Source organism: Rossellomorea sp. SC111 (genome assembly GCF_024733565.1).
In the GTDB taxonomy this organism is placed as follows: Bacteria; Bacillota; Bacilli; order Bacillales; family Bacillaceae_B; genus Rossellomorea.
This window is the reverse complement of record NZ_JANIOC010000029.1, coordinates 1-18,831: the sequence shown is the minus strand read 5'-3', so window position 1 is coordinate 18,831 and position 18,831 is coordinate 1. Positions and strand designations below refer to the sequence as shown.

The following is an 18,831-nucleotide window of genomic DNA, read 5'->3' as shown; positions in this document are numbered from 1 at the left end:
TAGCTCTTTAAAATAAATCTAGAATTAACGTTGACGTATTGTCTTGTTTTGTTCAGTTTTCAAGGTTCAATATTTCGATGGGCTCTCTTGAGCACCTCTTAAATATAACATTTTTCGATATAAAGCGTCAAGCTTTTTTTGAAATTTGTTTCTCGCCTTGTTTTGGCGACAAGGAATATAATAGCATCTTCCACTAAAGAGAGTCAATACTATTTTTGCATCTTTTACTAATTATTTCAGAAGGTGCTTTAGTTTCTCTATTAAATAGAAAAAACAATCCGACTCCTCCCCCAGTACAGCTCTTGTCTACACCATCATAGAATGAAAAGTGTGTTACCTTTATATGTGTAAAATCATAGAAGTCATATACTAATCTAATAAAGGTATTTTAACTCGTTTATAGAAGTGTACTTATAGAAAGAGTTTATGTGAAAGGGAGAATGTAATATGAACGAAGTCATTCGAGCCATCCAGGATGATTACCCCGATGATTTCGCCAGGTGTTACGGGTGTGGCAGACTGAATGAAGAGGGGCATCATTTCCGCACAGGGGTTGAAGGGGATCGAACCGTCACCATCTATACACCAATGTCGGAACATACTGCTTTACCGGGTTTTGTTTATGGTGGATTGATTGCGTCTTTAATCGATTGTCATGGCACCGGTTCAGCGGCCATCGCTCTTCACAAAAAAAATGGCGGGGAGGTCGGTGACGGTCAGGAACCTCCTCGCTTCGTGACGGCTTCCTTGCAAGTTGATTTCATGAAGCCGACGCCCCACAATGTTCCACTAAAAGCGATTGGAACGGTTCACGAAATTCACCCAAAGAAATTCAAAGTGGAAACAGAAGTGTTCGCAGAAGGGAATCTGTGCGCACGCGGAGAAGTAGTGGCGGTTGTCATGCCAAAAACGTTTATGAGTGAATAATATAAAAGAAAAAAGCAGTCAAGACTCAGGAAGCTTTCCTGACATCACGACTGCTTTTTTCATATCATTCTATAAAATCCACATTTGAATCACCGTAAGTCCCACTACACCGGGAATACCTAATATCCCTGAAATAGATGAGGTGGCGACATTAATCGGAACGTGTATTCCATACTGACTGCCAAAGGCGTTCAGGAAGAATAAAAATAGTGCTCCGATCATGACCTTCATGGCGACTTGTCCAACAAACCGAAGCGGCTTGATTGGAGTCCCGGTCGCTAACAGCAGGACAATCAGGCCGCTGATCACCGTAATGACGATAACTGGGCTCATACCCTTCTCTCCTCTCAACAAAGAACAAATTTAGTCTCTTATTGAAAGGATATGATGGTTGTCTACCTTTTTATGACGATCTTTCTATGTTTCGCTTCTCTAAAGAGAAAAAAATATTTGGCTTCTGCAATTTTTGAATGGCAGTGGATGTTCAGATTGTAATCCACACTCATCTCATCGATGGAACGCTGCTGATTCCAATGATCCTTCGTTTCGTCTAAAACGTGAAGCAAGGATTGGTCATACTCTTTTTTCAGCTTTCCTTTTTTCCGGAAAAACATAGGTATCCTCTCCTTCGTTAAACGTCTCTTCTTCCTTCCAAGGCTTTCGATAACGTTACTTCATCTGCGTACTCAAGGTCACCGCCGACAGGCAATCCATGGGCGATCCTTGTGATCCGGATACCGGATGGTTTGACGAGTCGGGAGATGTACATGGCAGTCGCTTCCCCTTCGATGTTGGGGTTGGTTGCCAGGATGACTTCCTGAACTTCATCGCTTTGAAGGCGCTTGATGAGGTCCGGGACATTAATGTCTTCAGGTCCGATCCCATCCATTGGTGAGATGGCTCCATGAAGCACATGATATTGTCCGTTATATTCTTTCATCTTCTCCATCGCAATGACATCCTTAGGATCCTGCACGACACAGATGATGCTGCGATCACGTCTTTGATCCTCACAGATATAGCAGGGATCTTGATCCGTTATATGTCCACAGACGGAGCAGTAACTCAAGTTACGTTTTGCATTGACCAATGCTTTCGCAAAGTCCAATACGGTATCCTCTTTCATACTGAGAACAAAAAAAGCCAGGCGGGCCGCAGTTTTCGGCCCGATTCCCGGCAGTTTCATAAAGCTGTCGATCAGCTTTGATATAGGCTCAGGATAATGCATATTTTTGCCTCCTAGAACATTCCCGGTAGGTTCATTCCTTTAGTGAACTGACCCATGGTTGAGTTCGTTAGTTCGTCCGCTTTCTTCAGTGCATCGTTAGTCGCTGCAAGAACTAAGTCTTGTAACATTTCGACATCATCCGGATCAACCGCTTCTTCGTTGATTTTAACATCAATGACTTGTTTGTGGCCGGACACGATGACTGTTACCATACCGCCGCCTGCTGTTCCTTCGATTTGCTTTTCACCCAATTCTTCCTGGGCTTCCGCCATCTTCTTTTGCATTTTTTGCATTTGCTTCATCATGTTTTGCATATTTCCATTTCCACGCATCATCATTACCTCCAGTTTATTATTGAAAATATTAATCGTTAAGTTCTATTAAATCCATACCGACCAGCTTTTCTGCTTCCGTTAAGAGTGAATCTTCTTCTTGATCCCCGCTGGATGAATCTCCATCCTCTGTTTTCGAGTTTCGGATGAAGTCTTCCCTTATGGACATCCACTGATCTTCAGGAATTCCAATAGCCGCATAGCTATTTCCCGTTAACTCTTCCAAAATGGAAGCAATCGCCGAAGTAAAAGCTTGATTCTCCATTGCCATCTGACAATGGATATCATATTTGAATTTTAACACAAATGAACCATTTGTTGCTGCTACAGGTTCAGCATCATTTAATAATGCCGACTGCGAACGCATCTGACGCTGATTTAAGGTTTCCACCATGTCTCCCCAGCGGCTCTTGATAAGATTTAGATCTTCTTTCGTGGCCGTTCGGAGTACTTCTTGAATCTTACCGGTAGGGGCACGGAACCCTTTCTTTGCCCTGATCGGTTTTTTCGCAGTCTGTGCAGCAGGCTCCGCTTGGACCTTGACTCCATTAGCCTTCAGCTGTTCGACTTCTTTTTCAAGAAGATTGATCTTTTTCATCAAATCATTCAATTCCGGCGAAGAAGCCGTTACAGGCGCTTCCATCTGACAAAGCTTGACGATGGAAACCTCCAGATAAATCCGGGCATGGTTCGTAAACTTCATTTCCTGACCGGCCTGATTCAGGACGTCAATATACTGATAGATCTGTCCAGGCTGAGTACGCTCTGCCAATTCTTTGAAATCATCGTCGAGCATCACTCGTTCCAGTGATTCCTCAAGATTCGGGGCTGTCTGGTATAACAGCATGTCCCTGAAATAAAGGATGAAGTCTTCTGCGAACCTCGCAGGGTCCTTCCCTTGAAACAGGAGCTCTTCCAGGGCCCCTAAACCGGTTGTTACATCTCGTTCTAAGATAGCTTTTGCCAGGGTATTCAAGTAACCTTGAGAAACGGCTCCCGTTACCGTAAGGGCATCGTCGACTGTGACCCGGTCCTGACTGAAGGAGATCGCCTGATCAAGCAGGCTGAGGGCATCACGCATCCCGCCCTCGGCAGCCCTTGCGATGATCGTCAGGGCATTTTCTTCAAAATTGACACCTGATTCTGACGCGATGTGACTCATTCTTCCCACAATATCCATGGCCGTGATCCGTTTGAAGTCAAATCTCTGACAGCGCGAAATGATCGTCAGGGGAATCTTATGGGGCTCGGTCGTCGCCAGGATGAAGATGACATGTTTCGGAGGCTCCTCCAATGTTTTCAGGAGGGCATTGAATGCTCCGATGGACAACATATGAACTTCATCGATGATGTAGACTTTATACTCGACGACGTTTGGAGAATATTTGACTTTATCCCGGATGTCCCGGATCTCCTCCACCCCGTTATTGGAGGCGGCATCGATTTCAATGACATCAGGGATCGAACCGTCAGTGATCCCTTTACATGCATCGCACTCATTGCAAGGTTCCGCTACAGGAGAACGTTCACAGTTAACGGCTTTTGCCAGGATCTTCGCTGCACTCGTCTTCCCTGTCCCCCTTGGTCCCGAGAATAAATAGGCATGGGAAATCTTCTGATGAAGGAGGGCATTTTGCAACGTTTTCGTTACATGTTGCTGTCCAACTACATCAATAAATGACTGAGGACGCCACACACGATATAAAGCTTGATATGCCAAAATACTCCCCCCTCTTTTTATGTACTGTAGTGTCTCTATTATAACGTAATGTAAATCCCTTTTACAAAGAAAACCGGAGATCATTTTAAACCTTTGCACAAACAAAAAACTCATCCGGAAATGGATGAGTTGTTGTATATAAATGAAACTGCCGTGCACCTTTCGTCGACAAGCATCCATAGGCGTTACTCAAGCAGTTAGCTCGGCCCAGGCAACCCTGCGGCACATGGGAGCTTCCACTTAATGCTGCTTCCTTCCGGACCTGACATGGTTCATGGATTCCCATTGCGCAGGACCCAGGCGTCAACACCACTTACTTGAGGCAGGCCCTACAGAGTGCGAGCCTCGGAAAGGAATTCGGTCTCGCTGGAGCGGATTGCGAGTACAGGGCACCGCTACCTCCCCACCTAGCACGGCAAAATTGATACCATATTTAGTTGCGTCATTAGTGCGACGCAAGATTAAGTATACTAGGATTTACGGTAAAAAGCAATGATGGAATGCTGTAAGTTATTTACAGGCTATCCATCCCCATTTTCTTTTCAACCTTCTTCCGCTCCCTTAACCCTTTAAAAAATCGGGAAAGGATTCCACCGCACTCTTCCGACAACACTCCAGGCATTACTTCACACTGATGATTGAATCGATCATCCTCCAGTAGATTCATCAGTGTTCCGGCACAACCTGCTTTCGGATCCTTTGCCCCATAAACGACTTTCTCTATTCTCGAAAGGATGATGGCACCGCTGCACATGGGACAAGGCTCAAGCGTGACATAAAGTTCCGCTCCTTCGAGACGCCAGGTGCCAAGCTTTTCACAAGCCTCTTGGATCGCCAATGTTTCGGCATGGGTGATGGCATTTTGGCTCGTTTCCCTTAAATTATGTGCCCGTGCGATGATTTCGTCATCCATGACGATCACAGCGCCAATCGGAACTTCCTGGATCGCGGCTGCTTTCTCTGCTTCTATCAGTGCTTCTTTCATAAACTGTTCTTCTCTCATACCCATTATGTACTCCTGTAAATTTATTTCTCAATCCTTTATAAAATATCCCGATTCACACCAAACTATAGTGGAAAGGGGCTTTCACATGATACCTAACAATACCGCTCTCCTGGTCATCGATATTATGAATCCATTTGACTTCAAACACGGGGAAACCCTGGCACAACACACCGCCATGATAGTCGACCCCATTAATTCCCTGCGTCGCTATTGCATGAAACATAAGTTTCCTACCATCTATATTAACGACCATTATGAGCTTTGGAAAGCAGATTACAAAGAGATATACCAAAAGTGTCATAACAAAATGAGCGATAGCATCATGACTTCTCTCCAACCGATGGAAGACGATTACTTTCTTATTAAACCGAAGCATTCTGCCTTTTACGGTACGGCGTTAAACACGCTTCTTCACCACTTATCCGTCAAGAACCTGATTATTACGGGGATTGCCGGCAATATATGTGTACTCTTTACAGCCAATGATGCCTATATGAGAGAGTTTAACCTGATGGTCCCCAGTGATGCCATCGCTTCTGTCAGTGAAGAAGATAATCACTATGCCTTGACGATGATGAAAAATGTATTAAAAGCAAAAATTGATCCTACCCGCGAGATTTTATAAAATCTCTACCTGAAAACATATTCAAACCTCCCTTTTCATACGCTGATTATAGTGAATGAATTAGAGGAGGGTCTGTTTATGCAAATACATGTTGTCCAGGCGAACCAATCTCTATTTGGTATCGCTCAAGCGTATGGATCAACAGTTAACGATATAGTGGAGGCAAATAAATTGCCGAACCCCAATAACTTAGTGATCGGCCAATCACTGGTCATCCCCATTATAGGAAGTTTTTATTTTGTTCAATCAGGGGATAGTCTTTGGGGCATCAGTCAAAAGACCGGTGTCCCTTATCAGGAACTGGCACGGGTGAATGGGATCTCTCCTAATCAGCCTCTACAGGTGGGGTTTCGTTTATACATCCCACAGAAACCCAAGGTGAAAGCGGAGTTTAATGGCTATGTTGAACCATACGGAAAGGAAGTGGCCCCGAACCTTGAGCAAAGCGCCAAGGAAGCTGCCCCCTACCTCACGTATCTCGCTCCATTCAGTTTTCAGGCGAAGCGGGATGGCACTTTGAAAGAACCTCCACTCGGAAACCTCATTCAAACGGGGAAAGACAATAATAATGTCATGATGATGGCCATCACCAACCAAGAGGAAGGGACATTCAGTGATGAGCTGGGCAGAATATTATTAACCGATCAGAATATCCAGAATAAGTTTCTGGATAACGTAGTCCAGACCGCTAAAAAATATGGATTCAGGGATATTCATTTTGACTTTGAGTACTTGCGTCCACAGGACAAAGCAGCCTACAACCAATTTTTACGAAAGGCAAAACAGCGTTTCAATCAAGAAGGTTGGCTGCTATCAACCGCCCTGGCTCCAAAGACCAGCGCGGATCAAAAAGGGAAATGGTATGAAGCCCATGACTACAAAGCCCACGGTGAAATTGTCGACTTCGTGGTAATCATGACGTACGAATGGGGTTACAGTGGTGGTCCCGCCATGGCGGTATCCCCTATCGGACCGGTTCGGGATGTTCTTGAATATGCCGTTTCTGAAATGCCTCCATCCAAGATTCTCATGGGGCAGAATTTATATGGTTATGATTGGACACTCCCCTTCGTACAGGGAAGTACAGCTAAAGCCATCAGTCCTCAACAGGCAATCCAGATAGCATCTGATAACAATGTCAAAATCGATTATGATCAAAAAGCGCAGGCGCCCTTCTTCAAATACCGTGATGCAGGCACCGGAAAAGATCATGAAGTTTGGTTTGAAGATGCACGGAGCATCCAGGCCAAATTCGACCTCATGAAAGAATTGAAATTGAGGGGGATGAGCTACTGGAAGCTTGGTCTCTCTTTCCCTCAAAATTGGCTGTTAATTTCCGACAATTTCAACGTTGTAAAAAGATGATTAATAGAAGCTGATGGATAGGTAAATCTATAAACACCTATCCACCAGCTTTTTATGTGCGTCTTCATAAAATTTCCTTAACAGGGAGCCGATATAATGAAGGTGATGTGTTTTCTCTATCACAGGAAATATCCTGAACAAACCATCCATATATTGTGTTACAATAATTCCTGTCGTAATTTTTTACATTATATTCGAGAAAAGATTGCCGTAATATGAGGAGGACAATTAATGGGGCGCATTCCTTTCATTACCGTTGAAGGCCCGATTGGAATAGGAAAAACCTCTCTTGCAAAAGCGATTTCCGATCATTTTCAATTTCACCTGCTTAAAGAAATCGTAGACGAGAACCCATTCTTAGATAAATTTTATGATGACATTGAAGAGTGGAGCTTTCAAACAGAGATGTTTTTCTTATGCAATCGATATAAACAATTAGAAGATATCGAGAAACACTACTTATCTCAGAACAAATCTGTCGTTGCAGATTATCATATTCTTAAAAACATCATCTTCGCAAAACGCACGTTGAAGGATGAACAACAATTCAAGAAATACCTCAACATCTATGACATCCTGACTTCAGATATGCCGAGACCCAATGTGGTCATTTACTTGAACGCAAGCCTGGATACGCTACTGAAGCGCATCGAAAAAAGAGGACGTGATTTCGAAAAAAAAATCAGCCCTCTTTACCTGAAGCAGCTATCACTTGATTATGAAGAATATATGAATACATTCGAAGAAACCCACCCGGATATCCCTGTTCTTCGCTACAATGGCGACCACGTAGACTTCGTTCAAAACAAAGAAGATCTGGACCATATTCTTACTCAATTAGAAACTACACTGAAAAAAGGAGTTCACTATCATGAATCTTCGCACTAAATACGGGATCCCGAACAATGCCGTGATCACCATTGCCGGAACGGTCGGTGTCGGGAAATCCACCATGACAAACGGATTGGCCAATGCTTTGGGCTTCCGGACGTCATTTGAAAAAGTGGATACGAATCCTTATCTCGATAAATTTTATCAGGACTTTAAAAGCTGGAGCTTTCACCTTCAAGTCTACTTCCTGGCAGAACGCTTTAAAGAACAGAAGAAAATCTTTGAATACGGCGGCGGCTTTATCCAAGACCGCTCCATCTACGAAGATACAGGCATATTCGCCCGCATGCATTATGAAAAAGGGAATATGAGTGAAATCGACTATGAAACCTATACAAGCCTCTTTGATGCCATGGTCATGACACCATACTTTCCGCACCCTGATCTGTTGATTTATCTTGAAGGATCCATTGATAATGTCGTGGATCGCATCCGTGAGCGAGGTCGCCCGATGGAACAGCAAACACCTGTTGCCTACTGGGAAGAAATGCACGAGCGTTACGAAAACTGGATCAATTCCTTTAACGCATGTCCCGTCCTGAGACTCGACATCAGCGAATACGACCTCGTCAACGACCAAAACTCCATCGAACCAATCGTCGAAAGAATCGGCTACTTCATCGAACAGACGAGAATGTTAAAGAGTTAAACGAAAAGCGGAGGCGCCATAGTTTGACCCAACAATCATAAGATATACAAAAGACTACTCCTAGCCATTAGCAGGAGTAGTCTTTTTTTGGTTTTTTCTTGCCACTGGCTTTGGAAAGTTGATTGGAGCGGAAGGTGCTCGACTCCTGCGGGAAACGCTGGAGAGTACGAAATGCGGAGGCGGCTCGAACAGCCCCGACAAGCATAAGATGAATGGAAGAAGAAGGCGTTGTTTTGCCTTCTTGGACCATTTAGCTTATGACCTCGAGGGGCTAGCCGCAGTAGCTGGACAGGTGAGACCCCGCAGGGCTTTAGCCCGAGGAGGCTCACCGCCAGCCCCGCGGAAAGCGAGCACCTGGAGCGGAAATCAACCACCACTCGCTTCTTTCAAGGAAACGATGAAGCACCCATCCGTTTATTTCCATTCGAAAAGAGGTATAGGTAGTAACAAACAATCGGTGAAGGAGATGTAGAGATGATGGAATCGAAACAAACCTATTTTGTTGATATCAGCAGTGGGGATATTCTGCAGGATCCGAATCAAAACGCCAGTCCAAGCTTTCGGATATTCGCAACCCCTACAGAGGTGAATGAGCTTAAAATGCTCTTTAACGATAATTATGATGATGACATGTCGACCATGAGACGCGCTCAGGTTCCATTCCGCCAGTATCATAATTCACCTGAAGATACCCATTATGATCAATCCATGAGGGATATTTATGCGAAGATTTATTTGCTGGGGGATGAGGAAGCACGCAGTCATATTACTGCGATCGGTGTGCTCGATAACACGTCCGATCACCATGTAAGAGAAGACATAGAGAACCTTAAGTAAGAGGTACCAGGTCCTTTGACATGGGGATAAAACAAAAAAATTCGTTACATAAAATGTAACGAATTCTATCTCCAAAGTTTATGCGCGATGGTTATAAAAAAATCAATGGAGGAGGAAGGGGGATTCGAACCCCCGCGGGCTGTTACACCCCTGTCGGTTTTCAAGACCGATCCCTTCAGCCGGACTTGGGTATTCCTCCGTATCGACAAGAATTATAATAACATGGTGTACAAATAAGAGTCAAGCATATTTCATAAGAAATTTAAAAGAAGTCTCACTGATTAACGTGAGACTTCTTTTCGTGAACAAAAGACTTTATTTAATGACTTCCACGCCACCCATATATGGACGAAGGGCTTCTGGTACAATGACACTGCCATCTTCCTGCTGGTAGTTTTCCAGAATTGCGGCAACTGTACGTCCGATTGCCAAACCAGATCCATTTAACGTATGCACATGTTCAGGTTTCGCGTTCGGCTCTCTTCTGAAGCGGATATTGGCACGTCTCGCCTGGAAGCTCTCAAAGTTACTGCAAGAAGAAATCTCGCGGTACGTCCCGTAACTCGGAATCCAGACTTCAATATCGTATTTTTTGGCTGCAGTGAAGCCTAGATCCGCTGTACACATAGATAATACGCGGTATGGAAGGCCAAGTAGCTGAAGAACTTTTTCAGCGTGACCTGTTAATTTCTCTAACTCATTATAAGAGTCCTCCGGCTTCACAAAGCGCACTAGCTCGACTTTATTGAACTGATGCTGACGGATCAACCCTCTGGTATCTCGTCCTGCAGACCCCGCTTCAGAGCGGAAGTTGGCGCTGTATGCCACATATCTCACAGGCAGCTCGTCAGCCTTCAGGATCTCATCGCGGTGATAATTCGTTACAGGCACTTCTGCCGTCGGGACTAAGAAGTAGTCCTCACTCTCGATTCGGAAAGCATCTTCTTCAAACTTTGGAAGTTGACCTGTCCCTGTCATACTCGCTCGATTCACAAGGAATGGAGGAATCATTTCCGTATAGCCATGCTCATCCATGTGAAGGTCCATCATGAAGTTGATAAGGGCTCTTTCAAGTCTTGCGCCAAGGCCTTTATAGAAAACGAAACGGCTTCCCGTCACTTTTCCTGCACGTTCGAAATCAAGGATCCCAAGATTTGTTGCCACATCCCAGTGAGGCTGGGCTTCGAAGTCGAACTCCCGAACCTCTCCCCATTTACGGGCTTCAATATTATCATCTTCCGTTTCCCCAACAGGTACCGTTTCATGGGGGATGTTTGGAATAGAAAGAAGGATGCGCTCAAGCTCTTCTTCGATGCCTCTTAATTCATCATCCAATTTTTTTACCATGGCACCGACTTCGCGCATTTCCAAAATCATATCCTGAGCATCTTTTTTCTCTTTTTTCAGCTCGGCAATCTGTTGAGATACTTCATTACGCTTGCTCTTTAGATCTTCACTTTCAACAAGAAGCTCTCTTCTTCTCTTATCAAGCTCTTCAAATTTATCGAAGTCCTCCAGGTTCTCACCACGGTGCTGAAGTCGTGCTTTTACATCTTCCAAATTGTTACGTAAATATTTAATGTCTAACATGTTAGCTTCTCTCCTTTTTATAAAATAATAAAAAACCCCCATCCCTGGTAAAAGGGACGGAGGTTTCCGCGTTGCCACCCTAATTGAAGACGCTCTCGCATCTTCCTCTTAAGAGATGGTAACGGAATCACCGAAAATACCTACTTCATTCAGTACTTCACTCAAGGATGGATTCGTAAAGCTCCTGCATCGATTCGCACCGGCCATCGACTCTCTTTAGCAAGCCTTCTTTACTACTATTTCCTATCAACGATTTAAATTTTATTGGTTATTTCATAATCTACTACAATGTTTTCCATTTTGCAATAGAATTATGCGATTGTTTTCTCCATACTTTCCTTCACCATTTCAACGAAGAAAGCGGTCAAACGATGATCATCCGTCAATTCAGGATGGAATGAACAGCCGAGGAACTGTCCTTGGCGAGCTAGCACAATGCGTTCGTTATGCTTCGCCAGGATTTCAACATCTTCTCCAGCTTCCACGATATGGGGCGCACGAATGAAGACGGCATTGAATCCTTCTCCTACATGGGCAATCGAAAGATCCGCTTCAAAGCTCTCTTTCTGACGGCCAAAGGAATTGCGCTCCACTGTCACATCCATCACCCCAAGATGAGGTTCATCGTAACCGACGATATGCTTCGCTAAGAGAATCAAACCGGCACATGTTCCGAAAATAGGCTTCCCTGCTGCTGCAAATTGTCTTAAAGGCTCCATAAAGCCATAGCGATCAATCAGCCTTCTCATGGTTGTGCTTTCCCCGCCAGGTATGATGAGCCCCTGAATCTCTTCCAGTTGCTCTACACGCTTCACGACGACCGCCTTGGCCCCAGAGGCTTCAATTGAACGTACATGCTCCCTGACGGCACCTTGAAGTCCTAATACACCGATGTTCAACATAGAGTCACACCTTACCATCCACGATCTTGCATGCGGTTTTCAGGTAAAATTGAAGAAATTTCTACACCCTTCATGGCTACACCAAGCTCTTTAGAAAGCTCTGCGATCAATTTGTAATCCTGGTAGTGAGTAGTCGCTTCTACAATCGCTTTTGCAAATTTCTCAGGGTTCTCTGATTTAAAGATACCAGAACCTACGAATACTCCGTCAGCTCCAAGTTCCATCATAAGGGCAGCATCAGCTGGTGTGGCAATTCCGCCTGCAGCAAAGTTTACAACAGGTAAACGTCCGTTTTCTTTAATTTCCAACAATAATTCGTATGGAGCTCCCAGTAACTTTGCTTCTGTCATGATCTCATCTTCATTCATGCTCACTAGCTTACGTACTTGAGCATTTACCTTACGCATATGACGAACCGCTTCAACGATGTTACCTGTTCCAGGCTCACCCTTTGTACGAAGCATAGATGCCCCTTCACCGATACGGCGGGCAGCTTCCCCTAAATCACGGCATCCGCATACGAAAGGAACCGTGAAATCTCTTTTATTTAAATGGTACTCTTCATCAGCCGGCGTCAATACTTCACTTTCATCAAGATAATCAACACCCATTGATTCAAGGACTCTAGCCTCAACGATATGCCCGATACGAGCCTTCGCCATTACTGGAATCGACACGGCACCCATCACTTCTTCAATAATACGAGGATCTGCCATTCTTGCCACTCCACCTGCAGCACGGATGTCTGCTGGAACTCGTTCTAAAGCCATTACCGCAACTGCACCTGCAGCTTCAGCAACTTTTGCCTGCTCTGCATTGACAACGTCCATGATGACGCCGCCTTTTTGCATTTCAGCCATACCTCTTTTTACACGATCTGTACCAGTATTCATATCTATATCCCCCTTATATTTATCCCTTGTCTGCCCCACAACTTCCCAAAAAAGGAAGAAAACGTGACTAAAACAATCGGAATGATTATGTAACCCTACTGCTAAATAAACAATAAAAACAAGCTTATGTCAAGACGAAAAGCGGAAGCGGCTCGGTCAGGCCCGACAAGCATAAGATGAATATGCCGGAAAGGCGTTCTTTGCCTTTTTGGCATATTTAGCTTATGACCTCGAGGGCCTAGCCGCTGGAGCTGGACAAGACGAAAAGCGGAGGGGCTTTGTTCAGAGGCGACAAGCATAAGACGAACATGCCTGAAAGGCGCCTTTTGCCTTTTTGGCATGTTCGGCTTATGACCTCGAGCCTCTAAGCCCCGGAGCTGGACAAGACGAAAAACGAAGCCGACTGTTTAGCTCCGACAAGCACTTTTAGAATATCCCAAAAGGCGTTCTTTGCCTTATGGGATTTTCTAAAAGTGACCTCGAGGAGCTAGGAGGCGGAGTTAGACATCTCGAAAAGCGGAAGCGGCTTGGTCAGGCCCGACAAGCATTCCTTCAGTCCCCTTGTAGAATCACCTACAACAATTCAATTATAAAAAACACCAAGACCTGTCCAACATAAGTCTTGGTGTTTCATTCATTTTAGAACCAGCCTTTAACTGTAGAGGTAATGGAATCCCAGATGTCTCCGAAGAAACCACCTACGGCTCTCATGGAAAGGACGAACCAGTTTGCTTTCTCTACACTATCCACTGTGACGACAGATGCTTTTGATGCATTCGTCCCCTTATCCGTAAGGTAACCTAAATCTTTCTTGCCTTTCGCTTCCAGCATGACATACCCGACCTTTTCCCCTTCTTTTACAGGAGCCGTCAGTTCACCGTCATCATTCAGCTTTTTCTTATCCAATACAAATTTAGGCTTGTATTGATCCTCTTCACCGTTCTTAACCACCATGCTTAATGGAGAATCGGTTTTGATTTGAACTTCTTTTTCTTTTCCTTTTTGCACTGGAAGTGTTTTTTGTCCTTTTACTTTGTAGTCAGCAGGAAGGACTTCTTCCATTGTAAAATTAGAAAAAGCGTAATCTAACATTTTTCTTGTTTCATTAAATCGAGCGTCATAAGAATTTTCTCCAGAGCTGATATCCACGTTCATCACCACTGTAATATAACGCATTCCATCTCTTTCAGCTGTTCCGGTGAAACATCCACCCGCAAAATCGGTCGTACCGGTTTTTAAACCGTCCATACCTTCATATTCACGAATCAATCCAGGAAGCATCCAGTTCCAGTTTTTCATATTGAAAGCATCTTCAGTACCCTCAGCGAATGTTTTCTTCGCGATGCTTGATGTCTTAAGAATTTCAGGATAATCTTTCATCAATCGATAAGCAAGCGTTGCGGTATCTTTCGCAGACATCACATTTTCTTCATCCGCTCCGCCTACGACCTGATCCACATAAGGAGCTAAATCTTTATTATTCAATCCAGTCACATTGACAAATTTATAGTTTTCCAAGCCCAGTTCCTTGGCTTTATCATTCATCATTTTAACAAACTTTTCTTGAGATCCGGCTACAGTTTCAGCGATAGCCATTGCTGCAGCATTTGCAGATTCAATTGCCATGGCCTCATACAAATCTTTGATTTTATATGTACCCTCTTCTCTTAATGGAACATTACTCAGATTATCATTATGGGACATATTCGAAATTTTTGTCGGAACTGTGTATGTCTGATCCCATTTCACTTTACCTTCTTTAACCGCTTCAAGTAACACGTACTCCGTCATCATCTTCGTCATACTTGCAATTCCTTGAGCAGTGTCGGAATTCTTTTCATAAAGAATCTTACCTGTACTTGCTTCTACTAAAATCGCAGCTTTTGCGTTTACGTCCAAGTCACCTTGAGCATTGGCAGGTTTCTGTACCATACTCATTGCCATCATAAAAACCATCATACAAACAAAAGATTTTTGAATCCAACTTCTTTTCACTGTTAGCCCTCCAAGATTTTATGTACACCTTCGTTATTTTAACATAGTTCCAAAGGTAAGAATAGACAGAGAATATGACTAGTTTTGGCATAGGTCAAGGGACTTGCGGCCTCTAAAAAAGGCGAAGAATAACCTTTCATTTACACAAAAAAAAGCTGACCAGGAAATTCTGATCAGCTTTTGTCATTAATTTCTTATAAAGAGTAGTTTGGTGCTTCTTTCGTAATTTGAACATCATGGGGGTGACTTTCACGAAGCCCTGCACCTGTCATTTTAATGAATTGCGCCTTTTCTCTTAAGTCGAATAAGTCTTTTGTTCCACAATACCCCATACCCGAACGCAAGCCTCCGACCAGCTGGTACAATGTATCAGCTAAAGGTCCTTTATAAGGAATACGCCCTTCGATGCCTTCTGGAACGAACTTTTTGGCTTCTTCTTGGAAATAGCGGTCCTTCGATCCTTTTTCCATGGAGCTGACAGAGCCCATCCCTCTGTATACTTTAAAGCGTCGACCTTGGAAAATTTCCGTTTCACCGGGGCTTTCAGATGTCCCTGCCAATAAGCTACCAAGCATGACTGCATGTCCTCCGGCTGCCAGGGCTTTCACGATATCACCGGAATACTTGATGCCTCCATCGGCGATGATGCTCTTACCATGCTTCCTTGCTTCGGTTGCACAATCATAAACAGCGGTAATTTGTGGAACACCCACACCTGCAACAACGCGGGTTGTACAGATCGAACCAGGTCCGATTCCCACTTTGACCACATCTGCACCTGCTTCAATCAATTCTCTTGTCGCTTCAGCCGTCGCTACATTACCTGCTACGATATTTAACGTTGGATAAGCTTCACGTATTTCACGAACAATAGAAAGGACACCAGCGGAATGACCGTGAGCCGTATCGATCACAATGACATCCACATGGGCTTTCACTAAATGCTCCACCCGAGTTAAGGTATCTTTTGAAATCCCGACAGCCGCACCTGCTAATAATCGTCCTTGAGCATCTTTAGCCGAATTCGGGAACTCGATGACTTTCTCAATATCCTTGATCGTAATCAATCCTTTAAGTGTTCCTTCTTGATCGATCAATGGCAGCTTTTCAATTTTATATTGCTGAAGAATTTTTTCCGCTTCTTCTAGGGTAGTGCCGACTGGAGCCGTTACAAGATTCTCCTTCGTCATGACATCCGAAATCTGAATCGAATAATCCTGAATGAAGCGAAGGTCACGATTCGTTAAAATCCCGACAAGCTTCTGTTCTTGCTCGTTGTTCACAATCGGAACACCGGAAATTCTATACTTGCCCATCAAGTGCTCCGCAGAAAAGACTTGATGATCCGGAGTTAAAAAGAATGGATCAGAGATAACTCCACTTTCGGAACGTTTTACTTTATCGACCTGTTCAGCCTGCTGTTCAATACTCATATTCTTGTGGATGATACCGAGTCCACCTGTTCGAGCCATTGCAATCGCCATTTCAGCTTCGGTTACAGTATCCATCCCTGCACTAATGACAGGAACATTCAGCTTAATTGAGTCCGTTAATTCAACAGAGATGTTTACATCCTTTGGTAACACCTCTGATTTAGCTGGTAATAATAACACATCGTCGAACGTTAAACCTTCTTTAGCAAATTTAGAATCCCACATGTTTTCGGCCTCCCTAGTCCCAAAATATTATTAGTAGGTTATCAATTGGTTAAAATACTGTCAAGAAGAATAGGATTAATTTAACTTTTCAGAATAATTAGAAGGTGATCTCTTGAACGAAATTTGTCAGCACTGGGACTTCATTCACTATTTTCAATCAGCAGAATACTCCCAGAAGTTTCTAAAAAAATGTTACGAAAAACTGGGTTCCATTCAAGCTGAAGTAAAGAGCTATGACAACTGTTATCCATTCATGTATTACCTGGAACAAGGAGAACTTTATTATAAACAAGCCATGATGTCTCCTTTTTCACTAAAGCCCATATTGCTTTTTTATGGATACATTCATTTTATTAAAGCGATTGTCCTGACAGAAGATCCGGAATACCCTGAAACAACTACAGTTCTTGCTCATGGGATTACCTCAAGAAAAAGAAAGAAACAGCAGTACAGGTTTCTACAGGATGAGGTAAAGGTTCAGAAAAACGGCCTCTTCTCACATTTCTCGGGCCTCGTGTTCCACGTGAAACATATCATCGGAGAAAAATACAAAATGGAAGACCTGCTTGTACAAATACCTGAACTCGAAGAAGCATTTCTCATTCTGCTCAAAAAGAAAACCATGTTCTGGTTTACCAACCAGCACGAACTGAGAATCGACGAGTCCTTACTATCCCACTTTCATATGTCCGGGTCTTTATTTAAACAATACATGAACGAAAAAATAACAGGGGATTCAATCTGGATTACAAATGACAGCATACACGCCTCCAGCCCTGAGGAACAACTACCTGTCAGATGGCATTTAAGCAAAAACCGTTTGGCGCTGCCGGGAATACGAAACGAAGCATCAAGTATACCTGAAGTGCTCATCCACTATGCCATTCTATATAATCTAAGCATGATTGCCCGGTACGAGACCGAGTGGTGGGTGGAGTTATTAAAAAACCGTACCAATGAAGACTATCCAATCATTACGACCTTTCTCAATGTAACAACAGAAAAGTCACCTTATCTATTACTCAAGATCCTTAAGGATAAAACATAGGAGAAGGAGAAAGGTCAGGCCTTTCCTCTTTCTCTATTCTTCCTGAAGTAACCTTCTAATATCATCCTCAATTTTACGAGGATTGGTTTGTGGAGAATACCGATCAAATACTTCACCATTTTTCCCAACCAGAAACTTAGTAAAGTTCCACTTAATATTTGAAAGAAGGACACCCTTTTTCTCTCGGGTTAAGAATGTGAACAGTGGGTGAGCTTCCTTCCCCTTTACGTCGACCTTCGCAAACATCGGGAATGATACTCCATAATTAACCTGGCAGAACTCCATAATATCATCTTGATTATCGAACTCCTGATTCATGAATTGATCACACGGAAATCCCAGTACGACAAACCCTTCTTCTTTATACTCTTCATACAGTCCCTGAAGCTCTTCAAATTGGGGGGTAAAGCCACACTTACTTGCTGTGTTCACAATCAGCATGACCTTCCCCCGATACTCGTCCAGCGACGTCACAGATCCATTCGCCCTCTTAACAGTGAAATCATAAATTGTCGTCATGTTTTTCTCTCCTTGTTCATACTCTCATACTTAAATAATACGTTAGGAGGTTGGGAGATAGCAATTTTTTAGTGGGTGTGGTAGGTGAATTGTATAGATGTGTGGATGAATAGGCAAAGAGGTGGTCAGATGACTGATATCCGATTTTGTACTTCTACTGGATTCGGTTATTAGGTTAAAGAAAATTTTATAAACCCTTAGTATTTTAGCATCACACTTTGATTCAAAACAGAAAGAACCCAAATATGTGCGTCAGTAGTTAAAAAAGTGGTATAGATTTAACAAAAGGCTTAAATTTGCAAGATTACAAGCCTTTTACCAGGGATCTCGCAATGTTGAGAAAAGGGGAGGGAAGTTAATTGAGTCATATTTTCCTTTTATGCGTATTTTACCTCATTTATTGCTAAGGAATAATCATGCCGATTTTAACGAGAATCATGCCAACGTGTCGAATTTTCTTCGCGTGGTCCTCACCAGTATACTAATTTTTTATCGCATTCCTTCTCGGTCAACAGGCAGACATTCTGTTCCTAAAAAAGATAAATCAAAAAGAGCAGCCCTTAGAGCTACTCTTTTTTCCAATTTGCCTGGCGACGTCCTACTCTCACAGGGGGAGATCCCCCAACTACCATCGGCGCTGAAGAGC

At 43.5% G+C, this 18,831-nt stretch carries 21 protein-coding genes, 1 tRNA gene, 1 other RNA gene and 1 other annotated feature; of the genes, 9 read left to right on the top strand and 14 right to left on the bottom strand.

All coding sequences use genetic code 11. The features are described from left to right. The first annotated feature begins 447 nt into the window (after positions 1-447). Positions 448-927: a PaaI family thioesterase gene (locus tag NQ095_RS22440; protein WP_258265547.1), complete on the top strand. Its 480-nt coding sequence runs from the start codon at positions 448-450 to the stop codon at positions 925-927. A gap of 69 nt (positions 928-996) precedes the next feature. On the opposite strand, the gene NQ095_RS22435 is transcribed toward NQ095_RS22440, so the two are convergent. From NQ095_RS22435 to tadA, 7 genes are all read right to left on the bottom strand, one after another. Beyond that, a complete protein-coding gene (locus NQ095_RS22435; protein WP_258265546.1) occupies positions 997-1,260 on the bottom strand; it encodes a pro-sigmaK processing inhibitor BofA family protein in 264 nt (87 codons plus the stop codon). A gap of 62 nt (positions 1,261-1,322) precedes the next feature. Beyond that, a complete protein-coding gene (locus NQ095_RS22430; protein WP_044340677.1) occupies positions 1,323-1,541 on the bottom strand; it encodes a YaaL family protein in 219 nt (72 codons plus the stop codon). A gap of 17 nt (positions 1,542-1,558) precedes the next feature. After that, positions 1,559-2,155, bottom strand: a complete 597-nt coding sequence (recR, locus tag NQ095_RS22425) for a recombination mediator RecR (RefSeq protein WP_034766119.1) — start codon at positions 2,153-2,155, stop codon at positions 1,559-1,561. A gap of 11 nt (positions 2,156-2,166) precedes the next feature. Continuing rightward, positions 2,167-2,493, bottom strand: coding sequence for a YbaB/EbfC family nucleoid-associated protein (locus NQ095_RS22420; RefSeq protein WP_375162873.1), 327 nt, complete (start codon positions 2,491-2,493; stop codon positions 2,167-2,169). A 25-nt stretch (positions 2,494-2,518) separates the two neighbouring features. Then, complete coding sequence (gene dnaX / locus NQ095_RS22415; RefSeq protein WP_258265545.1) at positions 2,519-4,207, bottom strand: DNA polymerase III subunit gamma/tau; 1,689 nt, start codon at positions 4,205-4,207, stop codon at positions 2,519-2,521. 151 nt (positions 4,208-4,358) lie between these two features. Then, positions 4,359-4,623: signal recognition particle sRNA large type (gene ffs, locus NQ095_RS22410), an RNA gene on the bottom strand. 98 nt (positions 4,624-4,721) lie between these two features. After that, a complete protein-coding gene (gene tadA / locus NQ095_RS22405) occupies positions 4,722-5,210 on the bottom strand; it encodes a tRNA adenosine(34) deaminase TadA (RefSeq protein ID WP_258265548.1) in 489 nt (162 codons plus the stop codon). Positions 5,211-5,298: 88 nt separating this feature from the next. On the opposite strand from tadA, the gene NQ095_RS22400 reads away from it, so the two are divergent. The 6 genes from NQ095_RS22400 to NQ095_RS22375 all read left to right on the top strand — a co-directional run bounded on the left by NQ095_RS22400 (position 5,299) and on the right by NQ095_RS22375 (position 9,580). Continuing rightward, on the top strand, positions 5,299-5,838 hold the full coding sequence (locus tag NQ095_RS22400) for a cysteine hydrolase family protein (RefSeq protein WP_258265544.1): 540 nt from the start codon (positions 5,299-5,301) through the stop codon (positions 5,836-5,838). 78 nt (positions 5,839-5,916) lie between these two features. Then, positions 5,917-7,203: a glycoside hydrolase family 18 protein gene (locus NQ095_RS22395; RefSeq protein WP_258265543.1), complete on the top strand. Its 1,287-nt coding sequence runs from the start codon at positions 5,917-5,919 to the stop codon at positions 7,201-7,203. A 231-nt stretch (positions 7,204-7,434) separates the two neighbouring features. Further along, positions 7,435-8,091: a deoxynucleoside kinase gene (locus NQ095_RS22390; RefSeq protein ID WP_060675048.1), complete on the top strand. Its 657-nt coding sequence runs from the start codon at positions 7,435-7,437 to the stop codon at positions 8,089-8,091. Further along, a complete protein-coding gene (locus NQ095_RS22385) occupies positions 8,075-8,743 on the top strand; it encodes a deoxynucleoside kinase (protein WP_044340684.1) in 669 nt (222 codons plus the stop codon). Before NQ095_RS22390 ends, NQ095_RS22385 begins: the two co-directional genes overlap by 17 nt. 118 nt (positions 8,744-8,861) lie before the next feature. Further along, the gene (locus NQ095_RS22380; RefSeq protein WP_258265542.1) at positions 8,862-9,215 is read left to right on the top strand and encodes a hypothetical protein; all 354 of its coding nucleotides are present in this window, start codon (positions 8,862-8,864) and stop codon (positions 9,213-9,215) included. Positions 9,216-9,217: 2 nt separating this feature from the next. Further along, entirely contained in the window at positions 9,218-9,580 is a 363-nt protein-coding gene (locus NQ095_RS22375; RefSeq protein ID WP_258265541.1) for a hydrolase, read from the top strand. Positions 9,581-9,686: 106 nt separating this feature from the next. Here the strand turns inward: NQ095_RS22375 and NQ095_RS22370 are convergent. The 6 genes from NQ095_RS22370 to guaB form a co-directional block, all read right to left on the bottom strand. Continuing rightward, a tRNA-Ser gene (locus NQ095_RS22370) sits at positions 9,687-9,779 on the bottom strand. Positions 9,780-9,895: 116 nt separating this feature from the next. Next, a complete protein-coding gene (gene serS, locus NQ095_RS22365) occupies positions 9,896-11,170 on the bottom strand; it encodes a serine--tRNA ligase (RefSeq protein ID WP_258265540.1) in 1,275 nt (424 codons plus the stop codon). Positions 11,171-11,219: 49 nt separating this feature from the next. Next, positions 11,220-11,429, bottom strand: a binding site (T-box leader). Positions 11,430-11,481: 52 nt separating this feature from the next. Further along, the gene (pdxT, locus tag NQ095_RS22360; RefSeq protein WP_258265539.1) at positions 11,482-12,072 is read right to left on the bottom strand and encodes a pyridoxal 5'-phosphate synthase glutaminase subunit PdxT; all 591 of its coding nucleotides are present in this window, start codon (positions 12,070-12,072) and stop codon (positions 11,482-11,484) included. 11 nt (positions 12,073-12,083) lie between these two features. Beyond that, on the bottom strand, positions 12,084-12,965 hold the full coding sequence (gene pdxS / locus NQ095_RS22355) for a pyridoxal 5'-phosphate synthase lyase subunit PdxS (RefSeq protein ID WP_148996631.1): 882 nt from the start codon (positions 12,963-12,965) through the stop codon (positions 12,084-12,086). A 639-nt stretch (positions 12,966-13,604) separates the two neighbouring features. Then, on the bottom strand, positions 13,605-14,924 hold the full coding sequence (locus tag NQ095_RS22350; RefSeq protein ID WP_375162874.1) for a serine hydrolase: 1,320 nt from the start codon (positions 14,922-14,924) through the stop codon (positions 13,605-13,607). A 230-nt stretch (positions 14,925-15,154) separates the two neighbouring features. After that, positions 15,155-16,618 carry an IMP dehydrogenase gene (gene guaB / locus NQ095_RS22345; RefSeq protein ID WP_258265537.1) on the bottom strand — a complete coding sequence of 488 codons (1,464 nt, stop codon included), beginning with the start codon at positions 16,616-16,618 and terminating at the stop codon, positions 15,155-15,157. A gap of 112 nt (positions 16,619-16,730) precedes the next feature. On the opposite strand from guaB, the gene NQ095_RS22340 reads away from it, so the two are divergent. Continuing rightward, on the top strand, positions 16,731-17,666 hold the full coding sequence (locus tag NQ095_RS22340) for a YaaC family protein (RefSeq protein ID WP_258265536.1): 936 nt from the start codon (positions 16,731-16,733) through the stop codon (positions 17,664-17,666). Positions 17,667-17,699: 33 nt separating this feature from the next. Here the strand turns inward: NQ095_RS22340 and NQ095_RS22335 are convergent, their stop codons facing one another. Continuing rightward, on the bottom strand, positions 17,700-18,185 hold the full coding sequence (locus tag NQ095_RS22335) for a glutathione peroxidase (protein WP_258265535.1): 486 nt from the start codon (positions 18,183-18,185) through the stop codon (positions 17,700-17,702). A gap of 379 nt (positions 18,186-18,564) precedes the next feature. Here NQ095_RS22335 and NQ095_RS22330 point away from each other — a divergent pair. Continuing rightward, positions 18,565-18,831: hypothetical protein (locus tag NQ095_RS22330; protein ID WP_258265534.1), on the top strand; the 267-nt coding region annotated here is incomplete at its 3' end.

Bases quoted from the DNA above. Each gene is read 5' to 3' on its own strand.
- NQ095_RS22375 (WP_258265541.1), top strand. From the start codon at position 9,218: ATGATGGAATCGAAACAAACCTATTTTGTTGATATCAGCAGTGGGGAT.
- NQ095_RS22385 (WP_044340684.1), top strand. From the start codon at position 8,075: ATGAATCTTCGCACTAAATACGGGATCCCGAACAATGCCGTGATCACC.
- NQ095_RS22350 (WP_375162874.1), bottom strand. From the start codon at position 14,924: ATGATGGTTTTTATGATGGCAATGAGTATGGTACAGAAACCTGCCAAT.
- pdxT (WP_258265539.1), bottom strand. From the start codon at position 12,072: ATGTTGAACATCGGTGTATTAGGACTTCAAGGTGCCGTCAGGGAGCAT.
- NQ095_RS22430 (WP_044340677.1), bottom strand. From the start codon at position 1,541: ATGTTTTTCCGGAAAAAAGGAAAGCTGAAAAAAGAGTATGACCAATCC.
- serS (WP_258265540.1), bottom strand. From the start codon at position 11,170: ATGTTAGACATTAAATATTTACGTAACAATTTGGAAGATGTAAAAGCA.
- tadA (WP_258265548.1), bottom strand. From the start codon at position 5,210: ATGAGAGAAGAACAGTTTATGAAAGAAGCACTGATAGAAGCAGAGAAA.
- pdxS (WP_148996631.1), bottom strand. From the start codon at position 12,965: ATGAATACTGGTACAGATCGTGTAAAAAGAGGTATGGCTGAAATGCAA.
- NQ095_RS22435 (WP_258265546.1), bottom strand. From the start codon at position 1,260: ATGAGCCCAGTTATCGTCATTACGGTGATCAGCGGCCTGATTGTCCTG.
- NQ095_RS22390 (WP_060675048.1), top strand. From the start codon at position 7,435: ATGGGGCGCATTCCTTTCATTACCGTTGAAGGCCCGATTGGAATAGGA.
- NQ095_RS22335 (WP_258265535.1), bottom strand. From the start codon at position 18,185: ATGACGACAATTTATGATTTCACTGTTAAGAGGGCGAATGGATCTGTG.
- guaB (WP_258265537.1), bottom strand. From the start codon at position 16,618: ATGTGGGATTCTAAATTTGCTAAAGAAGGTTTAACGTTCGACGATGTG.
- NQ095_RS22395 (WP_258265543.1), top strand. From the start codon at position 5,917: ATGCAAATACATGTTGTCCAGGCGAACCAATCTCTATTTGGTATCGCT.
- recR (WP_034766119.1), bottom strand. From the start codon at position 2,155: ATGCATTATCCTGAGCCTATATCAAAGCTGATCGACAGCTTTATGAAA.
- NQ095_RS22420 (WP_375162873.1), bottom strand. From the start codon at position 2,493: ATGATGATGCGTGGAAATGGAAATATGCAAAACATGATGAAGCAAATG.
- NQ095_RS22400 (WP_258265544.1), top strand. From the start codon at position 5,299: ATGATACCTAACAATACCGCTCTCCTGGTCATCGATATTATGAATCCA.
- NQ095_RS22440 (WP_258265547.1), top strand. From the start codon at position 448: ATGAACGAAGTCATTCGAGCCATCCAGGATGATTACCCCGATGATTTC.